The sequence below is a fragment of the Acinetobacter sp. BY419 genome, from assembly GCF_019038395.1.
Lineage (GTDB): Bacteria > Pseudomonadota > Gammaproteobacteria > Pseudomonadales > Moraxellaceae > Acinetobacter.
Genome location: NZ_JAGFXZ010000014.1, coordinates 1 through 26,367 on the forward strand (window position 1 = coordinate 1; position 26,367 = coordinate 26,367).

Sequence of the window (26,367 nt, forward strand, 5' to 3'; positions counted from 1 at the left end):
TCTTTGCCCTGAACTGCATCAAAGTAAGCTTTCTGGATTTGAGTCGTGATTGGACCACGGACACCTTCACCAATTTGGCGGTCGTCATATTCACGAATTGGCGTCACTTCTGCAGCAGTACCGGTAAAGAAGGCTTCATCTGCAATATAGAACTCATCACGGGTAATACGGCGTTCAACCACGTCATAGCCAAGATCCTTGGCAATGGTAATAATGGTTTGACGAGTAATACCATCCAGTGCACCACCTGCGACATCTGGAGTATGAATCACACCATCACGTACCAGGAATACGTTTTCGCCTGAACCTTGGCAAACATAACCTTGTGGGTCAAGAAGCATTGCTTCGTCATAACCCGAATGCGCCACTTCTTGATGGGCAAGAATTGACAAGGTGTAGTTACCTGATGCTTTGGCTTTACACATGGTCACGTTCGGATGATGATGGGTAAATGAAGAAGTTTTTACGCGAATACCCTTCGCCATTGCTTCTTCACCTAGGTAAGCACCCCAGCTCCATGCAGCAACCACTGCATGAATGGTGTTATCTGTTGCAGCAATCCCCAGTTTTTCAGAACCGATAAAAATGATTGGACGTAAATAGCAAGATGCCAGTTTATTTTCACGCACCACATCAATTTGGGCTTGCTCTAAAGTCGCTTGATCAAATGGAACTTTCATTTGATAAATTTTTGCAGAATTCAGTAACCGCTTTGTATGTTCTTTAAGACGGAAAATAGCCGTTCCATTCGGGGTTTCATAAGCACGGACGCCTTCAAACACACCCATGCTGTAATGCAAAGTATGTGTTAATACGTGAGTTTTCGCCTCACGCCAGTCTACCAGTTGTCCATCTTGCCAAATGAAACCATCACGATCAGCCAAATTCATGCCACAAACTCCAATTTTTCACAATTATTCACTATCCAGTGCAAAGTCTGCACCTGGATCAATTAGTCTTTGCCATAACTTGCAAACGGTCATTCGGGTATCGTGCCAGTCGCTTGCAGACACTTGCATGGATTGATTTGCAAGGGCTAAGCGGTGGCTCTCGGCGCGTTCACGGAGATAAGCTTGAATCAGAGCAGTCGCATCGTCGCTGGATAAGCAACCTGATTTTGCGGCATCCTCAAGAATTCGTACATTGTCGGAGAAATGGGCGAGATCTTTATTCGTCCCACTCCAAGCCAACACCGCATACTGTGCCATAAATTCGATGTCTACGATACCACCTGCATCTTGTTTTAAATGAAAAATACCATCTTTTTTCTGCTCTTTGGATGAGCCCAGATGCTCCTTCATTTTCTGGCGCATTTTCAGCACTTCTGCCCGCACATAATTTTCATCGCGGGGCTGAATCAAAATATTCCGGCGCAAGACTTCAAACTTTTTACGCAAACTCATTTCACCCGCAATCGGACGGGCTCGTACCAGTGCCTGATGCTCCCATAACCAGGCACTTTTGAACTGGTATTGTTCAAAGGCTTTTAGACTGGTCGCCAAAAGCCCAGCTTCGCCCGAAGGACGCAGGCGGGTATCGACTTCATACACACGCCCATCCAGAGTTTGAGTGGTCATGAGTAACATGAGTTTTTGTGCCACCCGCATGGCAAACTCAAAACCACTAATCGGCTTGAGTCCGTCAGTATCCGCCTGTTCCCCCATAAAGTGAATAAAGACCAGATCCAGATCTGAACCATAACCTAATTCAATTCCACCGACCTTACCATAACCAATCACTGCAAAAGCAGTATGTTCAATTGAACAACGGTTGCCTTCAGCATCAAGTGGGAAGCCATGCTTTTTCGCGACAATCTGATAGGCCAAATGCAGGGCCGCATTGACTGATACTTCAGCAATATCGGTTAAAGCATCAGAAACTTTCATCAGTGGACTTTCAGCCAGAACATCACTGGCTGCGACGGCTAAAACATTGGATTTTTTAAACAGGCGAAGTACCCGCATCTGATCTTCCACCTGATCAATTTCAATTCGCAAGAGTTGCTGGCGTAAGGAATCTTCCAGATCTTTACGTTTGGGCAATTCAAAATCCATCGATAAGAATTCATCCAGCAGCACCGGATAATGGGTGAGTTCTTCACAAATCCACGGACTGACCGTGGCCATCTTGACCAGACGCTGTAATGCACCTTTACTCTCGATTAACATCACCAGATATACCGTACGGCGCATCACTGATTCGACCAGGGGCATCAAGCGCACCAAAGCCGTCTGAGGATCATCTGACTGTAAAATCGCTTCAATTAAATGCGGCCAAAAGGTTTTTAAACGTTGCATGGCTTTGGCCGGCAGTTTTTTCAGGGCATGACCATGCCAGAACTCATGTATCAGATTCTTCGCAGCCTCATCTAATACATCATTGAGCTTCTGCTCCAGTTGGACAAAGTTTCCTGCCTGAGCTTCCGGTTCATTTTCCTTAATTAGATGCTCAAACTGATAAATCACTTTGGCCCGCTTCTGGTTCAGAACCTGCATAAATTCAGACCAGTCGGCAAAACCAAAGGTATCTACAATGCGTTGACGCAAATCCGGCTCTGTCGGCAGTGATTGCGTTTGTTGATCATTGAGTGCCTGAATCGCGTGTTCAACCCGGCGCAGGAACAGATAGGCATCTTCCAGATCCTGTACCGCCTGTTCATCCAGCAACTCGGCATCATCCAGATGATTCAAATTCACCAGACACTGGCGATCCTGTAATTCTAGTTTGGCTCCGCCATAAATCAACTGAAACACTTGCACGATAAATTCAACTTCGCGAATACCACCGGCACCAAGCTTGATATCATCTTCAATATTACGGCGCTGCACTTCGCGCTCGATCATGGCTTTCATTTCACGCATGGCTTCAAAAGCGCTGTAATCGACATACTTGCGAAATACAAATGGCCGGGTCATCTCCAGCAGTTCATCGCCTTCCGGACTCGGATTGACAATACGTGCTTTAATCCAGGCATAGCGTTCCCATTCACGCCCATGCTGGCTCAGATATTTTTCCAAGGCCACGTGGCTAATCGCCAGTGCTGAACCATCGCCCCAGGGACGCAGGCGCATATCGACCCGGAATACAAAACCGTCGGCAGTGATCTGATCCAGCAAATGAATCAGTTTTTGTCCCCACAGGATGCAAAACTGCTGCACATCAATACATTTACGCCCATCAGTTTCACCCTGCTCATCGAAGGCAAAAATCAGGTCAATATCACTGGAAAGATTAAGTTCTTGCGCGCCGAGCTTCCCCATGGCGATAACAATAAGGTCCTGAACTTTGCCGTTATACCCAATCGGCTGGCCATACTTGGCAGCAATCGGAATTCGGGCAAAATCTTTCGCTGCACAAATACAGGCATCGGCAAAATCGGAGAGTTCTCGGGTGAGGGTAATGACATCTGTAAGTTGATTGGCATCCTGCCAGATCCAGCGAAACATCAGACGGGCCCGCAGAATACGCATTGCGCGCATCCAGGCGGCTTCATCTGTAATATTCAGGATGCAGTGCTGCACCAGCTGATCAATATATTCCCGACTGAGTGAGCCTTGAAACTGGTCAATTGCATAATCCTGTTCCAGTAAGTCCTGGTGATTGGCCAATATCTGTTCAGCATATTGGCTTGCTCTTAAGGTTTTCTGCAATTGTGCCGCATTCATTACTCAACTCTTCCCCTGAAATATTCTGCTTAGTTATAGCAGGAGTTTTATCTCAGTGGGAATGTTTTAGTTCGAAATTTACTTTTTAAGATTGTTCGGCCTGCAGATCTTCAAGTACCAGTGCCTGATGATCATTGGTAACCATAGGCAAATGCACAGTAAAGGTCGTACCTCGACCCTCTTTAGAATCTACCTCAATTTGGCCATGATTCAGGTCAATAAAGCGTTTGCACAGCACCAAGCCTAAACCGGCACCCTTCTCTGCAGCCGTACCTCTGACACTCACACCCAAAGTCGGTTTAAACAGATTCTGCATCTGCTCTTCGGTCATGCCCAGACCTGTATCCTGAATCGTAATTTTGACCTGTTCGTCTTCCATTTCTGCTTCTAAAATGACTTTACCGCCTTGATCAACCGGAGTAAATTTCAGTGCATTGGACACCAGGTTCTGCAACACTGAAGTTATCATATTGATATCCGCATGGACTTTAATGTCTTCAGGGATATTGTCGATTAATTCAATCTTTTTCTTCAAAGCCAGACTTTTCAATACACTGCAGACAATTTTACTGGATTGCTTGAGTTCATAATTAATCGGATGATAAACAAAGCGCCCACCCTCTGCCATCGCCCAGGTCAGCAGGCTTTCCAGCAGGTTATAGGTAGATTGCGCATTATCATATAAATAATCCGCAATACTCTGGATACTGGATTCATCTAAAGTGTCGCGTTCCTGCGCCAGAACTTCGGAAAAGCCCAGCAGGCCATGAAATGGCGCCCGCAGATCATGCGCGATGATCTGGAAAAATTTGGTTTTACTAAAGTTTTGTGCACACTGCTGTTCATATAACTCTTTCAATTGAGCATGTTCTTGATTGAGCTTGATTCGCTTTACTAAACTTTTAGCAAATTGCTGAACAGTGCTAATATCATCCTGATCAAACAACTCTGTCTGATCATCAAAGAAAACCACCTGACCCAAAGACTGGCCTTGACTCGATTTTAAATTAAATGCAACGAGTCTCTGATGCGCCACGCCAAGACTTTTTACATGATTTGACAGTTCTACATAGGCGGGATGATTTTGATCTACCACATCTGCCTGCTGCAGATGCGCAGGTAGATTGACATCCTGTGGAGTGTGCAAGGCTCGAAAACCGTGCGGACAGCTGTACCAGATATAAGGTTCCGTGTGGAATCCGATAATACTGGTTTTAACGTCCAAGACTTTACGTGCGACCTTACAGAAGGTGTCTAATAAATTGTCAGAGGTATAGACACCTAAAATGAGAGATATACGGCACGAGCTTAAGAGCTCCGGATTCTGACCGATCTCTAGCAGTTTTAGTTCCATGTCTACCTCTTTGAATGTTTATGGAATATAGGAAACACAGCCGACTAAATTTATACAATCAATAACAAAGATTCTATATTTACTCAACGATGAAAGCTCATATATAGGTTAAAGGATTTGTTAACCTGTTTCTATCCAGACACACTCATAACCGCAAAACACTGATATTTAATTCATTAAGAATAACTTGAAAAGTTACTACTCAAAAAAACCCTATATAAGTATTTAAAATTACTATCTGTCACCTAAAATAAGCCTGTTGATTTTTATACACTTTAACATACTATCGAGCAAAAAATACCCAATATCGCTTTTTACAGTACTTAGAGTGAAAGCTAATGATTTTTCAATTATATAGGCTAATATTTCGCTTAAATTAAAAACCTATAGCATGCTTTATCTACCCCTTAAAGCTCAGAGTTAACTTTTAATTTTTTAAATTATCTTAACAATTGTAAAATATAAAATCTTTCAACCTTAGAATGTCGATGAAAGAAAATCCAAAAAACCAGCCTGGAATTGTAAAAGAATTACATTTATTAACAAATTAATTGCAGAAGTTTTATGATTTTCATCATCAATACCGTTTTAGAAACTGAAATATTGAAGTCGATAGACCTTAGCTATAGGTAATTCATATCCAAGTGTGTTGGATCAAAAACAGATGCAAAAAAAGCGGCCAAAAAAATGACCGCTTTTTTAAATAGCGATTAATTATCTGAAATCAACGCCACTTGCTGTACATAGTTAAACAGCTTTAATTTGGAAGCAGCCACATCTTCTTCAGATGCCTGATTCTTTAAATCACGGTGTACCCGAAGATAATGCTGACGTAAAGTATGACGCTCTGTCGCATTATAGGTTTTGGTAAATTCATTGATGGCTGGATCACCATCTTTGACAATTCGATCAACCCAACGCTGTAACTGGGCTGTCTTTTTAAGACCTTGTTTGGGTGTTAAATAAGACAAGATCACCGTTTCATTTTCATTGCGGAGTAATTTACCAATCCGTGAAAATTGACGACGACGTGCTTCATGTGAACTAATTTCCTGCACATCAAGCAAGGCATCAATCAAGCGCTCATCTACGGGTAAATTTTTAATTTGTTTAGCACTCAGCTCTGCAAGCTGTGCACCTAAAGCAGCCATACGCTGGACTGCTTTTTTCTGTTCGGTTTTACTTGCGCGTCCCTCTAAAGAATCAAAATCTTCTTCAGTTAAACTGTTCGGTCGACGTGCCACGATTAATCTGCCTCATAAAATTTTGCTGCAAATAGTGCCTGAATTTCAGATAAGGCTTTGTCCTCATCCGCTCCTTCAATCACCAAGCGTAAAGTTGTTCCTTTGCCTGCACCGAGCATTAGCAAGGACATGATATTTTTTGCATCTACCAGCTTTTCAGCCTTGCCAATATGGATATTGGAACGAAATTTGGTGGTAACTTCTATAAGTTTACCAGATGCGCGTGCATGTAAACCCAGTTTATTAATTACGTCAACTGTCGTATCAATCATGACCAGTGCTTCATTTCTCGATGGAGGACTTGAATAGACCATTTTGCCTCAAGGGCTTTTTTTAGTCTATCCACAATATAAACAGAACGATGCTGACCACCGGTACAGCCAATCGACACGGTCATATAATGACGGTGTCCTTCGGCAAAGGTCGGCAACCACTTGTCCAGAAAATGATACAGATCATTGAACATATCTTCGACCTGATCGCTCTTTTCTAAAAACTCCTGCACCGGCTGATCTAGCCCTGAAAATTTGCGCAATTCCAGTTCCCAATGCGGGTTAGGCAAGTGCCGGACATCGAAGACATAATCCGCATCCAGTGGAATTCCATGCTTATAACCAAAAGATTGCAAAATCAGGATCAGGTTGTCGGCCTGTCCAAGCTTGGACAATAAAGTATGTTTCAGGTCATGCACGCTTTTATCGGTGGTATCGATATGCACCGTAGAACGCAACTGGATAGGCATCAGCAGGATTTTTTCTTCCTGAATGCATTGATTCAGACTTTTAAAGCGTGAAGCCAGCGGATGCGGCCGACGTGAAGCACTAAAACGGGCAATCAGTTCCTGATCCTGTGTGGTCAGATAGATAATGTCGACCGAACCATGCTGTTGCAGCTGTTCAAATACATGATCGAATTCTTGTAAATCCGCCCGGGTGCTACGTACATCGACGCCCAGCGCCAACTGTTCCAGATTATTTTCACTGTCCAGTTTTGCCACGATTTCGGGAAGCAATGCCAAAGGCAGATTATCAATACAGTAATAACCCAGATCTTCAAGTACTTGCAATGCAGATGATTTACCTGAACCAGATTGCCCTGTGACAATTAAAATACGCTTCATGCATGCTACCCTTTCATCTTATCCGGCAGTGTATTTGACCTGCAGGTTATCAATCAGACGTGTATTCCCCAGCTTTGCAGCTACGAATAACACAAGATCTTGATTAAACATGTGAATTTTCTGTAATTCTGGCGTTCGAGCTTCAACATAGTCTACGACAAACCCGACATCTGTTAAAGTCTGGCGAATCTCTGCCAATACTGCTTCCAGTTCCACACCCGCATGTAACTGCTGTTCAGCCTTTTGCAAGCTTTGATAAATCGCCGGTGCAATTGCCCGATGCTCTTTGCTTAAATAACCGTTGCGCGAACTTAAAGCCAGACCGTCTTCTGCACGGGCAATCGGCACGCCAATCACTTCCAGCGGAATATTCAGGTCTTGTACAAACTGACGAATGACAGCCAGCTGCTGATAATCTTTCTGGCCAAAGAAAGCATAATTCGGCTGTACGATGTTAAATAATTTAGTGACCACCACCGCCACACCATCAAAATGACCAGGACGCTGCAAACCACATAAGTCATCGGTAATGTCAGAGACACTGATATTGGTCAGACGTGGCTTTTTGCCATACATGTGCTCAACTGTCGGTGCAAACACGATGTCACAACCGACTTCTGCCAGAAGCTGCTGGTCCTGCTCCAGCGTGCGCGGGTAATTATCAAAATCTTCATTCGGTCCAAACTGGATTGGATTGACAAAGATACTGACCACTACCACATCACATAACTTGCGCGCTTCACGCACCAGGTTTAAATGTCCCTGATGCAGATTGCCCATGGTAGGTACAAAACCAATAATCTTGCGTTTCGCCCGTGCCGGATTTAATGACGCTGCTAATCCCTGAATGGTGGTTTCTGTTTTCATCTTATAATTCAACCTGAAAAGTTTGTGCTGGTGCCGGAAAAGATCCATCTAAAACTGCAGCATGGTAAGCTTTAAAAGCATCCAGAATGGCAGTAGCACCCGATTGTTCCTGCATAAAATTACGTACAAATTTTGCGGTATGACCAAAGGTCAGACCGAGCATGTCCTGAACCACCAGTACCTGACCATCGGTGGCTGCACCCGCGCCAATGCCAATGACCGGAATATGCGGAAACAGTTCCGTGATTTCCTGACCTAGCTGCGCAGGTACACATTCAAGAAGCAATAATGCCGCGCCAGCATCGACCACTGCTTTACAGTCCGCAATGAGCTGATCAGCTGCTTCACGAGTACGGGCTTGCAGTTTGTAACCACCAAAGACATGTACCGACTGAGGGGTTAAACCTAGATGCACACATACAGGAATACCATTACGGGTCAGCACCTGCACGGTTTCTGCCAGCCATGCACCGCCTTCCATTTTCACCATTTGTGCACCGGCCTGCATCACGGTTTTCGAACTTTGCAAGGCATCATTCAAGGTGGCATAACTCATAAAGGGCAAGTCAGTCATGATAAAGGCATGCTGGTTACCACGGCGTACTGCGGCAGTATGATAGGCCATATCTGCAACCGTTACCGGCAAAGTCGAATCACGGCCCTGAATTGACATTCCCAAAGAATCGCCAATTAAAATGCTGTCTACATCTGCAATTTCCATGGCTTTGGCCATACTGGCATCATAGCAAGTCAGGCATGAAAATTTGCGTCCCTCTGCTTTAAAGCGTCTTAAATCACTCAGACTGACCATGAAGATATTCCTCTATGATTGAAGTTCTCGCGAACATACCAATAATTCAAAAATTAAATATTTGCCCAGTTGGTATCATCAAGTGTTGCTAAGGTCGATTGCTTGACGATATCCAGGTCTTTTAAGGATGTTCCATTGACTTGTAGTTCGGAATCAATATCCAGAAGTGGAATCAAGACAAAATCACGCTCTAATACCCCGACATGCGGCACGGTGAGACGTTCATTCTGAATCTGCTCGTCTCCGTAGATCAACAAGTCCAGATCCAGTGTACGTTCGCCCCAGTGACGTAAACGTACCCGCCCTGCATCCTGCTCAAAGGCTTGCAGACGATCTAGAAGCTCTAACGCTGCCAGATCAGTCCTTAACTGCACCACTGCATTCAAATAGTTCGGCTGATCCTGTGGCCCCATGGGTGGGCTTTGATACAGATGCGAGATTTTCACCTGTCCCAATGTCGCCAGTTTCTGTACAGCTTCTGCCAGAATCTGGCGTGAATCGCCCAGGTTACTGCCCAAGCCAATATACGTCACGATCATTGTGTTGGTCCAAACACCACCTGGCTAAGATCACGTTTCACCCGCTTACGTTTCATAATCGGATGATCTGCACCAATTTCCCCACTGGCACTGGCTGCCACATGCGACAGGGTTTTCGCCTTGTCTTCAAACTTGGCTTTGCGTGGACGGCGGCTACGTGGTTCAGGTTCATTCACTAACGGTTCAATCTCGGTGAGATCTTGCTGTGGGGTAAGTTTCTGTTCCAAATGCTCTTCTTGAGTGGCCTTACGACGGCTCTTGGCACGCTGACGGTTATACTGGCTAATAGCCCGTTCTTTCTCGTCACCGCTCATTTGCTGGTAAGCATCCCACCAGCTGCCCATGCCTTGTGCAGTTGCATCGCCTGATTTTTCACGCAACAACAAAAAGTCAAAGCCGGCACGGAAACGCGCATGACTAGACAAGGCCTCAATTTGCTGTGGTTTTGGATTCAGCAACCGGGTCTGCATTTCCCAGACTTCACGAATAAAGGTTTCCGCAAAGCGTGGAATAATGGTGCGGGTCGCCTGACGCTTTAATACATCCAGGCCAGCCTGAGCACGTGCTTCTGCTGCCACGACACCTTTGCTCAGATAATATTCACAACGTTCTTGGAATGGTTTCCATAACAACACTGCATAGAAGAAAGCAGGGTTGATGGTCTTGCCAATCGAAATACGCTGATCGGTATTTTTCGCAGCACGCTCCATAAACGGCGTAATTTCAGGCGGGATATCTGCAAACAACTGCTGCCAGATCCCGAAATCAACCAGCATCGGCAAGACCCGATTCAGGTGTCCCATGGTGAACAGTTTCTGTGATTCATCATAGAGTCGATGCGGAGAAACATCACGCAGCAACTGGGTCATTTCCGGAGTAAAAACATCCAGAATGGCTTCATCGATATTGAAATTCAGTTTGGCGGCAAAACGTAAGGTTCTTAGCATCCGCACCGGATCTTCTTCAAATCTTAAAGCCGGATCACCCAGTAAGCGTAACGTTTTACTGTGAATATCATCCACGGCATTGCAGAAATCTAGCACAATGCCCTTACGTGGCTGGTAGTACATTGCATTGATGGAAAAATCACGACGGGAAAAATCCTGCTCGATGCTGCCCCAGTTATTATCACGCAGAATCATTCCCGCGGCCGAGGTGACTGCTTTTTTGGGTGGCGCGCGGAAGGTGGCAACTTCAACCAGTTCCCGCCCTGAATAGACATGCGCCAGCTCGAAACGCCGTCCGATAATTCGACAGCGTCGTCCGAAAACTTCCTTGACCTGAGCCGGGGTTGCATTGGTAACTGCATCGTAATCTTTAGGATTCAAACCTAACATCAGATCTCGAACACCACCACCCACGATATAAGCTTCATAGCCTGCCTTGTTTAAGGCATCAATCACATCGAGAATATAAGAAGGTAATTGAGCGGTTGATAAACCACATTTTGACGCGCGCAAAGTTTGCAAAAGACGCTGTCTCCTACGTCTGAACGTAAAATTCTAAGATGACGCTAATCATATCGCTTACACGACTAAAGGGCAATTTGATTATGTCAATCCTGCGAGTCAAATCAATCCGCTAGTCATGACCAATTTTGTCGCCTTACAAGGCGAGTTTGGCCTTGTTTTTAGCAAATAACCCCGACCCAATGCCTTTGACCAGCTGGATCTCTTCAATGCTTTTGAATTTACCGTTTTTTTGTCTATGCTCAATAATGGCTTCAGCCTTCTTTTGACCGATGCCATTTAACTGCTGTAATTGTTCAACAGTTGCACTATTTAAACTGATTTTATCAGTAGCAGAAGACGTTTCTAATGCAGGCTTGGCCAAATAGTGATTGCTTTCTGATGAAGCGGTTGTGGCAGATTTTTTCTTCAGACGCGCATCATGTTGCTGCTGTTTGGTCTTCCATTCCATATAATCGGTCGCGGTTGCATGCGCAGTGCCGAGAGAAATATAGCCTAGCCATAAACCCAGAAGAAGATTAATCCATGTCGGGCTGATTCGATAAAGTATTTTTTTCATGTGCAGCTCTTTGTTTTATTTTTAATTTAGCCTGTTCCCAGAGCTGATCAAGTTCAACCATTGACAGCTTTTCCAGGTCTAATTGTTGTTGTTCTGCCTGATCTTCCATCAGGGCAAAGCGGGTCCGGAATTTATGGATCGTCCCCAATAATGCCATCTCGCTGGAAATGCCAAGTTTACGACCAACATTCACCAGAGAAAATAAGCAGTCACCAAATTCTTCCTGTATTTCATCGGAATTTTGTCCGGAAACAGCTTCTTTAAGCTCAGCCAGCTCTTCTTCTAATTTGCCATACGCCCCCGCTACATCGGGAAAATCAAACCCGATTTTGGCGACATTTTTTTGAATCTCATCTGCCTGCACCAGAGCAGGTGCATGCTTGACTTCATCTAAACGTGAACGTGGCTTGCCCTGCTTTTCTTGCTGTTTAATTTCTTTCCATAACTGTGACACATCTTCCGGACTAAGCTGCGCAAATTGTTCAGCCTGAAATACATGTGGATGACGACGAATCAGTTTCTCGGTAATGGCCTGCACCACATCCTGAAAATCAAAAGCGCCCTGCTCGCTATACATTTGCGACTGGAACACTACCTGCAACAGCAAATCGCCCAGTTCATCACGGACATCATCGGCTTTTCCGGAGCGTACCGCAGCTTCTACTTCGTAAGCTTCCTCAATCGCGTATTTGGTCAGTGATTCGGGGGTCTGCTGCTGATCCCATGGACATTTTTCACGTAATTCGCGCATGACCTTGAGTAGTTGTTCCATTTTCAAAAACCTCTTTTTTTTACCAAATAGTCGCGTCAACATGCCTGTTTCTTGTTATGCTCAAAAAAAAACACAATAAGGAGATCAAACACATGCACAGTATATTGATTAGTGGGGCAGCACAAGGAATTGGCGCCGCGACGGCCGCCCTGTTTTACCAGCACGGCTATAAAGTCGGTATTTATGATATCAATATGGCACAGGCTGAACAGCTGGCCCAGCAACTGGGCGAACATGCCAAAGCCGGTTTTCTGGATGTGGCAGATTATGCTTCCTGGGAAACAGCCTTGTCTGAATTTTCAGTCTGGGCGGGTGAAATTAATATTTTGGTGAATAATGCTGGAGTTTTATATTCGGGACCTTTTGAACAGACGCCGATTGAAGCCCACCAGCGCACCATGCAAATTAATGTCAATGGGGTCATAAACGGCTGTCATGCAGCTTTTCCCTATTTAAAAGGATCTTCTTTTGCCCGCGTCATCAATCTATCTTCGGCATCGGCGATTTATGGGCAGGCCGAGTTAGCCAGTTATTCCACCAGCAAGTTTGCAGTGCGTGGCCTGACTGAAAGTCTGGATATCGAGTGGCAACCCCATGGGATCCGGGTATTAGATGTGATGCCGCTTTTCGTCAGTACTTCGATGGTCAAAGATATGCAGGCGGAAAGTATTAAAAAAATGGGCGTGCATTTAAAAGCAGAGGATGTCGCACAAGACATTCTGAAACTGGCACAGCTCAAAGATTCAATCTGGCAAGCGACTCATCATCCGGTCGGATTCAAAAGCCAGTTTTTATTTCATTTATCGCGAATGAGCCCGCAGTTTGTTAATCGCCTGAGTAACCTGCTGATTGCCAGAAAATAGAAAGGACTTGTTTCGATAAATGGTTTTTAAACGGACTGATGAATCTGAATCTGAGGAAATTCGAAACCTTGACCATCCTGCTCACTTTGCCAGGCCACAGTGAGCATACAGCCAGCAAGTGTATAATTTTGATAGGCATAGAATCCAATCTCTGGATGCTGACAGCATCCGCCATCCTGCTCAGGATGGATATTGGTATTGAGTTCATTTAGGTTGATCCGGATTCCCAGACCCGAAGCCTTTAATACCGCCTCTTTGGTGGTCCAGACCTTGAACCAGTATTCAGGTGCATAGTCTAGGGCCTGCCATTGCCTAAGTTCTTCAGAATGAAAAGCGTGTTGTGCCAACGCTTCGAAACGCACTTTACGGCTCAGTTCTTCAATATCGACCCCTAAGTGCTGGATATTTCTGCTTGTGGCCAATGCATAGAAGTTTTGACTATGGCTATGGTTAAAGCTGAAATCAGGATGCGCAGGGAGATAAGGTTTGCCAAAACTCGTCCGCACAATCTGATGGTCTTCAATGAGAGATTCAAAATAGTGGGATAAAAGCTGATTGCGTAAACACGCTACTTCCCGTTTCCTATCGGCAACCTGAGTTTTTCGGTCTGATAACTGAGGATAGGTCAGATCAGAGAGTTTATGCAGATGAATTTGAATCAGCCGAGCCACGTAAATCCATTATGAAAGATGTCAATTGATTTGAGTGTAAAAGAATTTACATTCTTATAGGGAGAGAAATTCTATTATTTCTCCAAATAAAAAGCCTGCATCAGCAGGCTTTTTATCAAAAACTTAAAATAAGCAATTAACGTTTAAATTTCTTCTCGGCTTTTTTGAATTTCTGAACATAACGACGTTTACGCGCTGCAATACGTTCATCCATTTCTGTCTTACGGCCTTCGAATGGATTTTCAGAGGTTTTGAATTCGATCCGCACCGGTGTTCCTTCAAGTTTGTAGACTTTACGGAATACGTTTTCGAGGTAACGGCGATAATCAGCAGGCGTTTTATCGACCTTGTTACCATGCACAACGATCGTTGGTGGATTTTGTCCGCCGATATGTGCATAACGCATTTTAATACGACGACCCTGAACCATCGGTGGCTGATGCGCTTCAGTCGCATCGTTCAAGATTTGCGTGATTTTTGCCGGTGATACTTTCAAGCGAGATGAATCATAGGCACGGTGAATCGATGGATACAGATCACCCACACCTGTACCATGCAAGGCAGAAATCAAATGCACTTTTGCCCATGGAATGAAATCGAAGCGACGCTCTATATCGAGCTTACATTGCTTGCGATCATATTCAGTCATGTTATCCCATTTGTTGACTGCAATGACCATCGCACGGCCAGCTTCAAGCGCATAACCAATCAGGTGCAAATCCTGCTCAACAATACCGTCACGTGCATCGACCACCACCACAATCACGTTGGCATCTTTAATCGCCTGTAAAGTTTTAACAATCGAGAATTTCTCAATCATTTCATCCACTTTACCTTTACGACGCACCCCTGCAGTATCAATCAGGGTGTATTGACGGCCATCACGCTCGAATGGAATATAAATCGAGTCACGTGTTGTACCTGGCTGGTCAAATGCCACCACACGCTCTTCACCGAGCAAGCGGTTCACCAGCGTTGATTTACCTACGTTTGGACGACCAATAATTGCTAAACGCAAACCAGTATTTTTGTCATGCTCTTCTGGATTTTCATCTTCCGGCACATCGGCAAGTACGTCTTCCAGCATTTGCTGAACACCACGGCCATGGCTGGCTGCCACTTGCAGCGGCTCACCCATACCCAGTTTGTAAAATTCAACCAGGGCAGCTTCAGCATGTACGCCATCGACTTTATTGGCCGCAAGGAAGACTTTTTTACCTAAAGTACGCAGTTCACGTGCAATCTGTTCATCTGAAGCCAGCAGTCCGGCACGTGCATCGACCACAAAAATGATGATGTCGGCTTCATGAATGGCAGTCTTGGATTGCTCTGCCATGTACGAGTCAATCCCACCTTCATTTTCGCCAATACCGCCTGTATCGACCACAATAAAAGATTTATTTTGATAGGTTGCATCGCCATATTTACGGTCGCGTGTCAGACCTGCAAAGTCTGCCACCAATGCGTCACGGCTCTTGGTAATCTGGTTGAACAGAGTTGATTTTCCGACGTTCGGACGACCAATGAGCGCAATTACGGGTTTCATAGAGTAACCTTTATTCAATATCAGGCGTCAAAGTGGCCTGAACATCAGAAAGTATAGGAAGATATAAGGGGTAAATACCCTAAATAAAAACACGGGGCATTGATTTTTCAATCACCCCGCGTTCACAAAATACGGTTATGGCTAGTTTAACATAAGGCTCGTTAAAATTAACGGTTCTGCCAAATGCTTAATGCGCCCTTGCGTGTAGAAACATAAAGCTGGTTGTCGATGACGCGTAAGTTACGCACTTCCCCCGAAGTTTTCGAACGGCCAGTAATCTGTCCAGTACGCGGGTCAATCAGGTGCAAAACGCCATCCAGATCGCCTACCACCAGGTCCGTACCCAGCATCACCGGATTACTTAACTTGCGATTCAGCAGTTGGTCATTTTCCCAAAGCAGTTGCCCCGAGCTAATCTCAAAAGCCTTGATTTTGCCATCGGTTTGCGCCACAAATACACCATTGCCCACGACTTCTGGACGCTGGATACTGCTGGCATCTTCACTCCAGACGACCTGTTGTGAAGCTAAATCCAGTACAGTGACCTGACCTTGATAACTGGTGGTGACCAAAAACTGGCCTGCAACGACCGGTTCACCATCAATATCGACCAGACGCTGGATATCGGAGCGTCCATCAGAAACCGCCACACGACGCTGTAATTTTGGTACACCACTTAAGGCATCCAATGCATAGATATAAGCATTCGAAGATGCAATCAGTACATTACGTGCATCTAATGCAACAGGTGCAGCCATACCACGCAGACTGAATTGTACATTAGGTAAGTTATAAGTCCAAACTTGTGTACCGGTCGCGATTTCATGTGCATACACGGTGCCGTCATTGCTCACGCTAATGACACGACCCGCATGAATCAAGGACGGAGCCAGTAAAGCACCGGTTAATTGTGCAGTCCATTTTTGCTCACCGGTTTGTTGGTCGAGCGCAAAAAGCTGACCTTTCTGATTGCCGACAACGACAATTCCCTGAGCTGCTTCAACACCAGAACTTAAACCATCTTTGCTGACTTTTTTCTGCCAGAGACGTTGATTGCCCTTAAAGGCAGACACTTCACCTTTTGGATCTATCGCAAAAACCACGCCATTGTCCGCATCAAGACGTAAACGCAACGGATCTGCAGCATCTGTCGACGCCACACTGGTGGAAAATACAGGGACCAGTGTTTTGGCTTGAGTCAGTTTTGGAAGTGGATTCGGTTTTACTTCTGGAACTTTAGTGGTTTTACCTGCACAGCCAGCCAGTGCAAGCGTTAAAATAGTCAAGGCACAGGTAATTTTGTATTTTCTATTCATGCAGCTTCTTCCGCTTGTGTTTCTATAATTGGGCGTTCGATTTCCGGATCATCGACCAACACGCCTACGCTTTCGAGCTTAATTTGTAAAATCTGACGTTCTTCTTTACGTTCAGTCAAAGCATCCCATGCACTTTGATATAATTTTTTCGCATTTTCAATATCATTTTTGGCAACATAGATATCGCCACGCGCTTCATCGGCAGTTGCTTTGAATGCAGGATCATTGACTGCTTCTAAAGTTTTCAGAGCAGCATCATATTTTTTCTGTGCCAGTTGCGCATAAGCCAGACGAAGTTTAACCACCTGAACCAGGCCTTTATCATCTACTTTCGAATTTTCAACTTTCTGTAGGGCTTTTTCGGCCGCAGCATAATCTTCTTTGTCATATGCCAGTTTAGCCATGACCAGCTGAGTCTGAATCGCCTGAGCTGAATCAGGTGCTTCCTTGACAATTTTATCTGCAGTTTCAGACAGCTTGGCAAAGGCATCACCCTGCACCGATTGTGCATCATCCATCAACTGCTGAACCTTGGCAGTGTGCATTTGCGATTCTGCCAGGTTTTTCTTCTGCCAATATTCCCATCCGAAAAAGGCAATCAGCGCAATTAAAATCCCTGAAATGATCGAAGAACCATACTTCTTCGTAAAGGATTTTAAGCTTTCAAATTGTTCATCACCCACTGCGCTCATGAGATTACCCTTTTCCTAATGTTTTATCGATTATTTTGAAGAAATTTTAGTACTAAAAAATGCAACGAATTCCGTAAATGGTACATTCGATTGCTCTGCGGTTGCCAGCTCTTTCACGGTAAAAGTCTGAGCTTCCAGTTCACGTTCACCCAAAATCGCCGCATACAAAGCACCGGCCTGATCGGCCTTTTTCATTTGCGATTTCATTGAACCCTGGGAGCCAACTTTTAAACGAATGCTGCTGCCTGCTGCTTCAAGCTGGTCACGAATCTGCTCGGCAATGACCAAAGCCTTACCTTGAGAAGCCGGTTCAGCCACCAGGAATACTTCACAATCACGGGTTGGCTTATTGTCTTCAACCAGTTCAAGCAGAAGCAATAAACGCTCGATCCCCATGGCAAAACCAACAGCAGGGACAGATTGATCAGGCTTGCCTTTAAGTTGCCCCACCAGACCGTCATAACGACCACCTGCACATACGGTTCCTTGGGAACCCAAGTGTGTGGTTGTCCATTCAAAAACCGTTTTGTTGTAATAGTCCAGACCGCGTACCAGTTTTTGATTGATTACAAAGCTGACGCCTGCCTCGGTCAAGTACTGTTGTAGCTGGGTAAAATGCGCCAGAGTTTCTTCACCCATGAAGTCATGAAGTTTCGGTGCATTTTCCAAGATACTTTGCGTTTTGGCATCTTTTGAATCCAGAATACGCAGTGGATTCGTGGTCAAACGGCGCTGTGAGTCTTCATCTAAATCACCTTTATGTGATTCTAAGAATTCAACCAAGGCTGCACGATAATTCGCACGTTCATCCGACTCACCCAGTGTATTTAATTCAAGTTGAACCTTGTCTGCCATACCCATACGTTTCCACAGACGCGCTGTCATCAGAATCAGTTCTGCGTCCATGTCGGGAGTCGCCACACCAAAGGTTTCTACACCAAACTGATGGAACTGACGGTAACGGCCTTTCTGTGGTTTTTCATAACGGAACATTGGCCCGATATACCAGACCCGAGGAGTCGCACCACGAAGCAGGTTATGCTCCAGCATGGCACGTACACAGCCTGCGGTTCCTTCAGGACGTAGCGTCAAAGACTCAGGCGGATTACCTTTGTCCAGAAAGGTGTACATTTCTTTTTCAACAATATCGGTGGCATCACCGATCGAACGTTTGAACAGGTTAGTCTGTTCTACGATGGGTAAACGAATCTGTTGATAGCCATAAGCATCCATCAAACCGGATAAATGCTGTTCAAGACGTCTCCAAGCTGGGGTTTGCGTTGGGAGAATGTCATTAAAACCTTTGATTGCGACGATTGAACTCATGATCTACTCAGGAAAACTTGTGCGAATAATTTCTTTAGATTTAGCTTCTTCAAGCTCGGTAACACGTTGACGAACCATGGTCTCGATTTCATCAACCAGTTGATTGGTATCGATTAAGTGGCTTTTTTCACCATTACGGTACACCAGTGAACGCGGACTTGCACCCACCACACCAATATCCGCTTCTTTGGCTTCGCCCGGCCCATTGACCTTACAGCCAATCACTGACACATCCATCGGGGTACGGATATCTTCTAAACGCTCTTCAAGTTGCTGCATCACGGAAATTACATTAAATTCCTGACGTGAACAGCTTGGGCAGGCAATAAAGTTAATCCCGTTTGAACGTAGACCCAGCGATTTTAGAATATCAAAACCGATTTTAATTTCTTCTTCAGGTTCTGCCGCGAGTGAAATACGCATGGTGTCACCAATGCCTTCCATCAACAGGCCGCCCAAGGCAATCGCAGATTTGACCGAACCGGTACGATAGACACCAGCTTCAGTCACACCCAAATGCAGCGGATTATCAATTTGTTGTGACAGCAAACGATAAGCATCCATGGTGAGGAACACATTGGACGCTTTTACTGAAATTTTAAATTCCTGGAAATCCAGACGGTCTAAAATATCGATATGGCGCATCGCAGATTCAAGCAGCGCCTGACCGGTCGGCTCGCCATATTTCTTTTGAATATCTTTTTCGAGTGAACCGGCATTAACCCCGATCCGCATCGAAATGTCGTTATGACGTGCTGCAGCCACCACTTCACGGATTTTTGCTTCTGAACCGATATTGCCCGGGTTAATCCGCAAACAGTCGGCACCCAAGTCTGCAACAGCCAGTGCGATTTTATAATCGAAGTGAATATCAGCCACCAAAGGCACACTTACCTGCTTTCGAATTTCACCAAATGCCGCCGCCGCTTCCATCGTTGGTACAGACACCCGCATGATGTCTGCACCGACATCTACACAGCGCTGAATCTGCGCAACCGTGGCTGCCACATCGCAGGTTTCAGTATTGGTCATGGACTGGATACTGATTGGTGCATCACCACCCACATAAACTGAACCCACACGAATTTTACGTGTTGGACGACGTTTAATTGGATTTACGATCATTGTTCTGCTCTACTCTTGATCTATTAAGGTGATAAACGGAATTCTGCTTTTCCGTTCACAGTGTAGGGTGACAATGAAATATTTTCATTATTTAAACTGAGTGCCACAGCCGATGCATCATCCAGACGAATCTGGAACGGTGCTTCACCATTCAGCTGCAAGCTCGAGGCCTGACGACCAGTCGCCAAGACATTGCCCGCCGAGTCAACAATATGGACAGAGGTCGGACGATTAAACTCAAGTTTCAGCTGATTGCCAGAACGTGCAGCACCTGTATCCAGATTCAGAATCTCGACATTGGAAGCGCCTACGCCAGAGCCTTCACTGCTATTTTGTGAATTGCTACTTGACCAGTTCTGAATCATGGCAAACAGTGCGCCTAAAATCAGCAATAACACCAGCGTAATAAAAATGCGCTTTAACCACTTACGATTGCGGTCACGCTTGGAACCTGGCAATTTCCCCATAATTTTGATGGGGGAATTATTCAGGGCATGATTGGGCAACAACCCCGTATCATTGGTATAAATTTCATCAAAACGCTGAATAATGTTCGAAGCATCTACACCTAAGAATTTGGCATAGATCCGATAATACCCTTTGATAAAAGTTGCTTCAGGCAAAGACTTATATTCATCCTGCTCAAGAGCAGTCAGGGTTTTGACCGGAATATTCAGTTCTTTGGCAACCTCTTCCAGATCGCATTGCTGATTGATACGAATCTGGCGCAAGTACTCGCCCGGACGTTGAATATTTCCTAACGCATTTGGAGCTACGCTCGAATGATTCGAAGGTGAATTAGGATTTACTTCCATACGGCCTCAGTACTGTACTGTAATTGCAAATAACGTTGGTATTCCTGGCTTTCAGGGAACAATGCACGTAACTGGTTAACCAATACCTGCATACCCAACTGATCACCACTGGCACGCGCAGTGCGAATGCCAATCCAGAGTGCACGAGCACCCTGGTTTTTCTGTCCCACACCACGCGCAAACTGTTGATACAGTTGTGTCGCCGCCGGGAACTGCTGGTTTAAATAAAAAATCTCTGACAACTCTAACATTGATATATATGAATCGCGATTAGCCTGAAGCGCCTGTTTGAATGATTTTTCAGCATTCACTACATCGCCCATTTTCAGGTAAATACGCCCCATATTTTCCAGTGCACGGAAGCGCTGGTCATAGCCTAAAGTCGCACCGGCAATTTTAAACTGCTCGATCGCATCATTATAGCGTTCAAGCTGATATAAATACGTGCCATAGTTGTTTCGTGCCTGTGCATTTTTCGGATCTGCCGAAATCGCACGCTTGAAATAAGCATCTGCTTTCTCAAGATTGAGTTTACTACCTTCCTGTTGCAGCAGCACACCCATCATCATATTTGCTTGAGAATCACGCGGAGTCGTTTCAAGTGCCTGATCCAGCGCACGTTTGGCTGCATCCAGATCACCTGTTCTTAAATATTCTGCCGCCAATTGGGTACGGACTTTAGTGGCTTTTTCAGGATCTTTCTGACCCAAATCTGGCGTTTGACATGCTACCAAACCTAAAGACATACATACTGTTGAAATCAAAGCAATTTTAGATGTTGGATTTCTCAACTGGCGACCTCTTATTATCCTTGTGAACGCATAATCTCATTCGACTGCGCAATTTTCTTTTTCCACTGTTCCGCACGACGCGTACGGTCAGCTACTTGACCTACAAGCTGTCCACACGCCGCATCAATGTCATCACCGCGTGTCTGACGAATCGTACACACAAAACCGGCATCAGACAAAGTTTTTTGGAAAGAAATAATGCGGTTCCGGCTTGAACGCCCATAAGGCGCATGCGGAAAAGGATTAAACGGAATCAAATTAATCTTGCTAGGTAAGTTTTTAAGCAGTTTAATCATTTGCTGTGCATGTTCCGGATGATCATTCACACCATCCAGCATGACATATTCAATGGTCACATGCTTACGCGAACTTTCATTACCATCTTTGGCAATATAACGCTGACAGGCCGCAATCAACTGTTCCAAAGGATACTTTTTATTAATTGGCACCAGTTCATTACGCAGTTCGTCATTTGGTGCGTGCAATGAAATTGCCAGTGCAACATCAATGTCTTTCACCATTTGATCAATCTTCGGCACTACACCAGAAGTCGATAAAGTCACACGACGTTTCGACATCCCGTATGCAAAGTCATCCAGCATAATGCGCATTGAATTTAATACTGCATCGTAGTTGAGCAATGGCTCGCCCATGCCCATCATCACCACGTTCGTGACTGAACGTTCACGCTCAAGTACCGGCACATCTTCCATATAGGAATAGTTGGCCATCCAGAGCTGACCGATAATTTCTGCCTGGGTCAAATCGCGCTGGAAACCCTGTTTACCGGTTGAACAGAATGAACAGTCCAGTGCACAGCCCACTTGTGAAGAAATACACAAAGTGCGACGTAAACCACTGCGATGCTCAGCAGGAATCAATACAGTTTCGACGAGTGAGCCCTCACCATCGCCAACACGGAATACCCATTTTCGGGTACCGTCTTTAGAATAGTTTTTATGCACCACTTCGGGCGCTTTAATTTCACAAATACGTTCCAGTTTTTCACGCAGTTTGCCCGAGATATTGGTCATCTCGGCAAAATCAGTCACAAAGAACTGGTGAATCCATTTCATAACCTGCCCGGCACGAAACTTCTTCTCACCCATATCCTCAAAGAATTTCTCCATTTGCGGACGAGACATGCCGAGTAGGTTCACTTTTTCCACAGCATTCTGCTGTACCGGAGTGGACGGAGATGGTTGCTGTGCAGCTGAAACTGCAGATACAGCGACGACTTCAGTACTCATGTGTATATTACCTAAACCATGCCTAAAAGATGAAAGGAGAAGCTCAATATATGAGCAAAGAATTATTCAGAGAATAAAAAAACCAGATAAGTATAATAACACTTATCTGGCTTGAATACTGCGAATTAACGAGTACGTGGAGCAATCTCAGTTTGAGCGAAGAAGTAGTTAACTTCACGTTCAGCTGATGCTACAGAGTCAGAACCGTGAGCAGCATTTTCGTCGATGCTTACAGCGAAATCTGCACGGATTGTACCAGGAGCAGCTTCTTTAGGGTTGGTCGCGCCAAGGATGTCACGGTGAGCAAGAACAGCGTTTTCGCCTTCAAGAACTGAAACAACAACTGGACCAGAAGTCATGAAAGCAACTAGGTCAGCAAAGAAACCACGTTCTTTGTGCTCAGCGTAAAAGCCTTCAGCTTCAGCTTGAGTCAAGTGTTTCATTTTAGTTGCAACGATTTGAAGACCAGCTTTCTCAAAACGAGCAAAGATTTCACCAATGTGGTTTTTAGCAACTGCGTCTGGTTTAACGATAGATAAAGTACGTTCGATAGCCATGATAGGCTCCTTAAGTCAATTGTTGACATGAAAATTTGGCGCATTATACCGAGATAATGCGCATTTTTCTGCTTTTACACTGTAAAAATATGCTTTTTTCAATCGGACACTTAACGTGCTTCGTCCATCCATGCCATTTGAATGGCTTCCAGCAAACCTTCCGTAGACTTGGTCGGATCATCTTCAAATTCAGGCAAGGCACATACCCAGGCATGTAAATCAGTAAAACGAATCCACTGCGGGTCCACATCCGGATGCGCTTCGTAGAGTTCAATCGCGATATCGAGAGTGTCAGTCCAACGTAAACTCATCTCTATTTCTCACCATAATTGCTTTGATGCCGTACTTTAACAAATCTGTAAAAATCTGCGAGCCTTTGCCCCGGCTTTCACTTGTTTTTTTTTACAACACAACATTCAGATAAGGTGCGGTCAGTACAATGGCAATTGCCATCATTCCACCCAGAATTGCACCCACTGCTACATCACTTGGATAGTGCAGGCCCAACACCATTCTGGACACTGCCACCAGAACCGTAAATGGCAACATTAACATCAGCAATAAAGGTGCAACATAGCCTAAAACAGTTGTTGCCATTACGGCATGTAAGGTATGTCCCGAGGGAAAACTGAAATGATCCAGTGGATGTTCACCCAGACGGATCACCTGATGCACCTGATAAGGGCGTGGTCGTACAGTTTTGATTTTAAGAATTTTATAAATAATGGTACCTAGGGTACTACCCAGAATCAGATAAACAATCTGCAGGGTGTAGATCAAGCCCTGCATGATCCAAACCAGTATCAGCATGAAATACCAAAATGCACCATTGCCCAAACGACTAATAATTTTAAAAAAAGCAGCAATACGGGCTGAATGCGAAAAATGATTCAGATAAACACAACCTTTTAAATCAATTTCTAAAAATTTAATTTTTACATTCTGGAGTTTCACCCTGATGCTCCTTTTTTGTTTTATATGCTGTATTCCTGATGCTGTACCAGTGAATACAGTGCTGGTTCAAATTGCCAGACTGGATATTGCCAACCGACTTTTTCGGCCTTTTTACGTGCTTGTACGCCCATCTGCCACAATCTTTACAGATCAGGCAAACCGAGCATCTGCTGGATAAAATCCTGCCGATGTCCAAGTCTGCTCAACCATCCCATTTTCACCATGCTGTATATGCAACACGCATCATCATAAGCAATTACCGGCAAGCCACTGGCCATCGCTTCCAACACCACATTTCCAAAGGTTTCTACCTGACTGGCGAAACAGAATAATACATCGGCACTGGCATAAACCGCTGAGAGTTTCTCTCCTGTCAGGCTACCGGTAAAACAATGCTGCCATCCTGATTCAGCTGTTGCAGTCGAGTTCGATCGGGCCCCATCTCCGATGATAATCAGATGTATATCTTGCTGACGAACTTGGCGCAGGATAAAATAGGTTTTGATTAGCACGTCAATTTCCTTTTCAGGAGAAAGCCGTCCAACATACAACATCACGCGGGTATCGTTTGAAGCACCTCAAGCATAGCGCAAATCTGCTGATCGCCACTTTGGTGAAAATGTATCTGGATCGACTCCCCTACCCACGACTGCCAAGGGACACGTTACCCCAAACTGATTTAAGGCTTGAGCAGTGTATCGACTCGGGACACAGGTCAAATCAGTATTATTATGAAACCACTTTAAATAGCTCTGAATCGGTTTAAGCAAAAAAGTTAAATCGAAAAAACGACTAAACTCCTGGAATGACGAAGGAAAACCGCTAGAAACTGGACTTTTATGGAATTTCGCAAGCTGCTGAGCTGCCAAACCCAAAGGGCCTTCGGTGACGATATCGATAACATCCGGTGTAAAGGCCTCAACCGCTTGATGAATCTTTAGAAATTGCGGTCTGCCAAACTGCAAATTGTTATATTTAGGAATGCAATGCACTCTAACCCGACATTCGCTATGCGGTTTAAATTCGGTACAGGCTTCTCGCTGTTCCGGATGAATTAATAAAATCTTATGGCCCTGTTTTTGTAATCTTTTGCAAAGCTGTAATAAATCCTGTGCGACACCATTGATTTCAAGAGACCAAGTTTCAGCAACTATTGCAATTTTCAAACGGGAACGTATCAGACCGGCTAAGACTATTTTGTTATGAAATGCCTGCTTGCGTTGTTCTTTTAAATCAAACTGGAGTTTATGAATAACAGGGCGTTGCTTTAATAATTCCGAGATGGAAATCTGTTGCATCTCGCACCTATCTACTTATATTTTCAATATACTCTAAGGAGAATATATGACCAACTTATGAATAATAAAAAACAAAAGGAATAGCGGTTTTTCAAATTATTAATATATCTCTTGCGAAAGTATGCTTTTACCTAATTTTTGAATCAGCTAAAACCTTATAAAATATAGCTTGCGGCTGTTTAAATTTTGACTAACGCAAGAGGTCTAATCTAATAAATAAATCTCTATTAAAGTCATATAAATCAAAACAGAGATTCATTTTACACCTCAATTTATATTTCAATCTGATATCCATCTCAAATCAGTTGCACGAGTTATTAGCTTATTTCTAAGAAAATAACCTGTTAAAACTAAAAGGAAATATCTATCGAAACCCGATCACTATATCTGCCTGCCGGGACACCATTGAGGGGATTGTCCTCAAGTTGAACAGAAACAATGTATTTTTGTCGCTGGGCAGCCCCCTGATTGAGCCTCACCCCCCACAAGTTATTATTTGCACCGGTCAAATTTAATTTGGTCCGCAATTTATAAGGACCATTGGAAACATAGCTGACACCACTTGAACTGACTAGATTCTGACTATTAAACAGGATTGAATAGCCTGTATCACATGAAATATTAAAAGAGGTTGCGGATTGACTACGCTGGTAACTTGCCAGACGTAATTCCGGGCTCGTAAAACCATCAATTGAGCAATACTGAGCATTTGCTATCCCCGTCATGCCAATTAAAATAAATAAAAAAAGTTTTTTCATTTCTA

Annotated in this window: 26 protein-coding genes and 1 pseudogene; 1 reads left to right on the top strand and 26 read right to left on the bottom strand. The window is 44.5% G+C overall.

All coding sequences use genetic code 11. The features are described from left to right. From KUG37_RS07195 to mazG, 12 genes are all read right to left on the bottom strand, one after another. Positions 1 to 890 (bottom strand): branched-chain amino acid transaminase (locus KUG37_RS07195; RefSeq protein WP_216938456.1); only part of this gene is annotated, 890 nt, incomplete at its 3' end. Positions 891 to 914: 24 nt separating this feature from the next. Beyond that, complete coding sequence (gene glnE, locus KUG37_RS07200) at positions 915 to 3,665, bottom strand: bifunctional [glutamate--ammonia ligase]-adenylyl-L-tyrosine phosphorylase/[glutamate--ammonia-ligase] adenylyltransferase (protein ID WP_216940322.1); 2,751 nt, start codon at positions 3,663 to 3,665, stop codon at positions 915 to 917. A gap of 85 nt (positions 3,666 to 3,750) precedes the next feature. Beyond that, on the bottom strand, positions 3,751 to 5,019 hold the full coding sequence (locus KUG37_RS07205) for a sensor histidine kinase KdpD (RefSeq protein WP_216940324.1): 1,269 nt from the start codon (positions 5,017 to 5,019) through the stop codon (positions 3,751 to 3,753). Positions 5,020 to 5,729: 710 nt separating this feature from the next. After that, positions 5,730 to 6,263, bottom strand: coding sequence for a ribosome biogenesis factor YjgA (gene yjgA / locus KUG37_RS07210; protein WP_216940325.1), 534 nt, complete (start codon positions 6,261 to 6,263; stop codon positions 5,730 to 5,732). Positions 6,264 to 6,265: 2 nt separating this feature from the next. Continuing rightward, the gene (locus KUG37_RS07215) at positions 6,266 to 6,535 is read right to left on the bottom strand and encodes an HPr family phosphocarrier protein (RefSeq protein WP_216935016.1); all 270 of its coding nucleotides are present in this window, start codon (positions 6,533 to 6,535) and stop codon (positions 6,266 to 6,268) included. After that, positions 6,532 to 7,383, bottom strand: coding sequence for an RNase adapter RapZ (gene rapZ, locus KUG37_RS07220; RefSeq protein WP_216935018.1), 852 nt, complete (start codon positions 7,381 to 7,383; stop codon positions 6,532 to 6,534). The genes KUG37_RS07215 and rapZ overlap by 4 nt, the downstream gene beginning before the upstream one ends. An 18-nt stretch (positions 7,384 to 7,401) precedes the next feature. Further along, on the bottom strand, positions 7,402 to 8,250 hold the full coding sequence (gene panC / locus KUG37_RS07225; RefSeq protein ID WP_216935020.1) for a pantoate--beta-alanine ligase: 849 nt from the start codon (positions 8,248 to 8,250) through the stop codon (positions 7,402 to 7,404). Position 8,251: 1 nt separating this feature from the next. After that, positions 8,252 to 9,061 carry a 3-methyl-2-oxobutanoate hydroxymethyltransferase gene (gene panB, locus KUG37_RS07230; RefSeq protein ID WP_216935022.1) on the bottom strand — a complete coding sequence of 270 codons (810 nt, stop codon included), beginning with the start codon at positions 9,059 to 9,061 and terminating at the stop codon, positions 8,252 to 8,254. 53 nt (positions 9,062 to 9,114) lie between these two features. After that, on the bottom strand, positions 9,115 to 9,600 hold the full coding sequence (folK, locus tag KUG37_RS07235; protein WP_216935024.1) for a 2-amino-4-hydroxy-6-hydroxymethyldihydropteridine diphosphokinase: 486 nt from the start codon (positions 9,598 to 9,600) through the stop codon (positions 9,115 to 9,117). Then, a complete protein-coding gene (pcnB, locus tag KUG37_RS07240; protein ID WP_216935026.1) occupies positions 9,597 to 11,069 on the bottom strand; it encodes a polynucleotide adenylyltransferase PcnB in 1,473 nt (490 codons plus the stop codon). Before pcnB ends, folK begins: the two co-directional genes overlap by 4 nt. 136 nt (positions 11,070 to 11,205) lie before the next feature. Further along, positions 11,206 to 11,628, bottom strand: coding sequence for a ComEA family DNA-binding protein (locus KUG37_RS07245; RefSeq protein WP_216935028.1), 423 nt, complete (start codon positions 11,626 to 11,628; stop codon positions 11,206 to 11,208). After that, positions 11,588 to 12,400: a nucleoside triphosphate pyrophosphohydrolase gene (mazG, locus tag KUG37_RS07250; RefSeq protein ID WP_216935030.1), complete on the bottom strand. Its 813-nt coding sequence runs from the start codon at positions 12,398 to 12,400 to the stop codon at positions 11,588 to 11,590. The genes KUG37_RS07245 and mazG overlap by 41 nt, the downstream gene beginning before the upstream one ends. A gap of 92 nt (positions 12,401 to 12,492) precedes the next feature. On the opposite strand from mazG, the gene KUG37_RS07255 reads away from it, so the two are divergent. Further along, positions 12,493 to 13,263 carry an SDR family oxidoreductase gene (locus KUG37_RS07255; RefSeq protein ID WP_216935032.1) on the top strand — a complete coding sequence of 257 codons (771 nt, stop codon included), beginning with the start codon at positions 12,493 to 12,495 and terminating at the stop codon, positions 13,261 to 13,263. Positions 13,264 to 13,289: 26 nt separating this feature from the next. Here KUG37_RS07255 and KUG37_RS07260 read toward each other — a convergent pair whose 3' ends face one another. The 14 genes and pseudogenes from KUG37_RS07260 to KUG37_RS07325 form a co-directional block, all read right to left on the bottom strand. Continuing rightward, positions 13,290 to 13,934 (bottom strand): 4'-phosphopantetheinyl transferase superfamily protein, encoded by a 645-nt coding sequence (locus tag KUG37_RS07260; protein ID WP_216935034.1) that lies wholly within the window; start codon positions 13,932 to 13,934, stop codon positions 13,290 to 13,292. A 136-nt stretch (positions 13,935 to 14,070) separates the two neighbouring features. Continuing rightward, a complete protein-coding gene (der, locus tag KUG37_RS07265) occupies positions 14,071 to 15,480 on the bottom strand; it encodes a ribosome biogenesis GTPase Der (RefSeq protein WP_216935036.1) in 1,410 nt (469 codons plus the stop codon). 167 nt (positions 15,481 to 15,647) lie between these two features. Then, positions 15,648 to 16,796, bottom strand: coding sequence for an outer membrane protein assembly factor BamB (gene bamB, locus KUG37_RS07270; RefSeq protein WP_216935038.1), 1,149 nt, complete (start codon positions 16,794 to 16,796; stop codon positions 15,648 to 15,650). Continuing rightward, entirely contained in the window at positions 16,793 to 17,488 is a 696-nt protein-coding gene (locus KUG37_RS07275) for a tetratricopeptide repeat protein (RefSeq protein ID WP_216935040.1), read from the bottom strand. Before KUG37_RS07275 ends, bamB begins: the two co-directional genes overlap by 4 nt. Before the next feature lie 30 nt (positions 17,489 to 17,518). Further along, positions 17,519 to 18,814 carry a histidine--tRNA ligase gene (hisS, locus tag KUG37_RS07280; RefSeq protein WP_216935042.1) on the bottom strand — a complete coding sequence of 432 codons (1,296 nt, stop codon included), beginning with the start codon at positions 18,812 to 18,814 and terminating at the stop codon, positions 17,519 to 17,521. Positions 18,815 to 18,817: 3 nt separating this feature from the next. After that, positions 18,818 to 19,939: a flavodoxin-dependent (E)-4-hydroxy-3-methylbut-2-enyl-diphosphate synthase gene (gene ispG / locus KUG37_RS07285; RefSeq protein WP_216935044.1), complete on the bottom strand. Its 1,122-nt coding sequence runs from the start codon at positions 19,937 to 19,939 to the stop codon at positions 18,818 to 18,820. A 23-nt stretch (positions 19,940 to 19,962) separates the two neighbouring features. Next, the gene (locus KUG37_RS07290) at positions 19,963 to 20,754 is read right to left on the bottom strand and encodes a DUF4115 domain-containing protein (RefSeq protein ID WP_216935046.1); all 792 of its coding nucleotides are present in this window, start codon (positions 20,752 to 20,754) and stop codon (positions 19,963 to 19,965) included. Beyond that, entirely contained in the window at positions 20,745 to 21,500 is a 756-nt protein-coding gene (gene pilW, locus KUG37_RS07295) for a type IV pilus biogenesis/stability protein PilW (RefSeq protein WP_254202642.1), read from the bottom strand. Before pilW ends, KUG37_RS07290 begins: the two co-directional genes overlap by 10 nt. Positions 21,501 to 21,559: 59 nt before the next feature. Then, a complete protein-coding gene (gene rlmN, locus KUG37_RS07300; RefSeq protein WP_216935051.1) occupies positions 21,560 to 22,795 on the bottom strand; it encodes a 23S rRNA (adenine(2503)-C(2))-methyltransferase RlmN in 1,236 nt (411 codons plus the stop codon). Between the two features lie 125 nt (positions 22,796 to 22,920). Next, a complete protein-coding gene (ndk, locus tag KUG37_RS07305; protein ID WP_216935053.1) occupies positions 22,921 to 23,352 on the bottom strand; it encodes a nucleoside-diphosphate kinase in 432 nt (143 codons plus the stop codon). Positions 23,353 to 23,462: 110 nt separating this feature from the next. Further along, entirely contained in the window at positions 23,463 to 23,663 is a 201-nt protein-coding gene (iscX, locus tag KUG37_RS07310; RefSeq protein WP_216935055.1) for a Fe-S cluster assembly protein IscX, read from the bottom strand. Positions 23,664 to 23,754: 91 nt separating this feature from the next. Then, entirely contained in the window at positions 23,755 to 24,306 is a 552-nt protein-coding gene (locus tag KUG37_RS07315; protein WP_216935057.1) for a phosphatase PAP2 family protein, read from the bottom strand. A gap of 20 nt (positions 24,307 to 24,326) precedes the next feature. Next, positions 24,327 to 25,604: pseudogene (locus tag KUG37_RS07320) on the bottom strand (glycosyltransferase family 4 protein). A 350-nt stretch (positions 25,605 to 25,954) separates the two neighbouring features. After that, positions 25,955 to 26,362: a hypothetical protein gene (locus KUG37_RS07325; protein WP_216935059.1), complete on the bottom strand. Its 408-nt coding sequence runs from the start codon at positions 26,360 to 26,362 to the stop codon at positions 25,955 to 25,957. Positions 26,363 to 26,367: the final 5 nt, after the last annotated feature.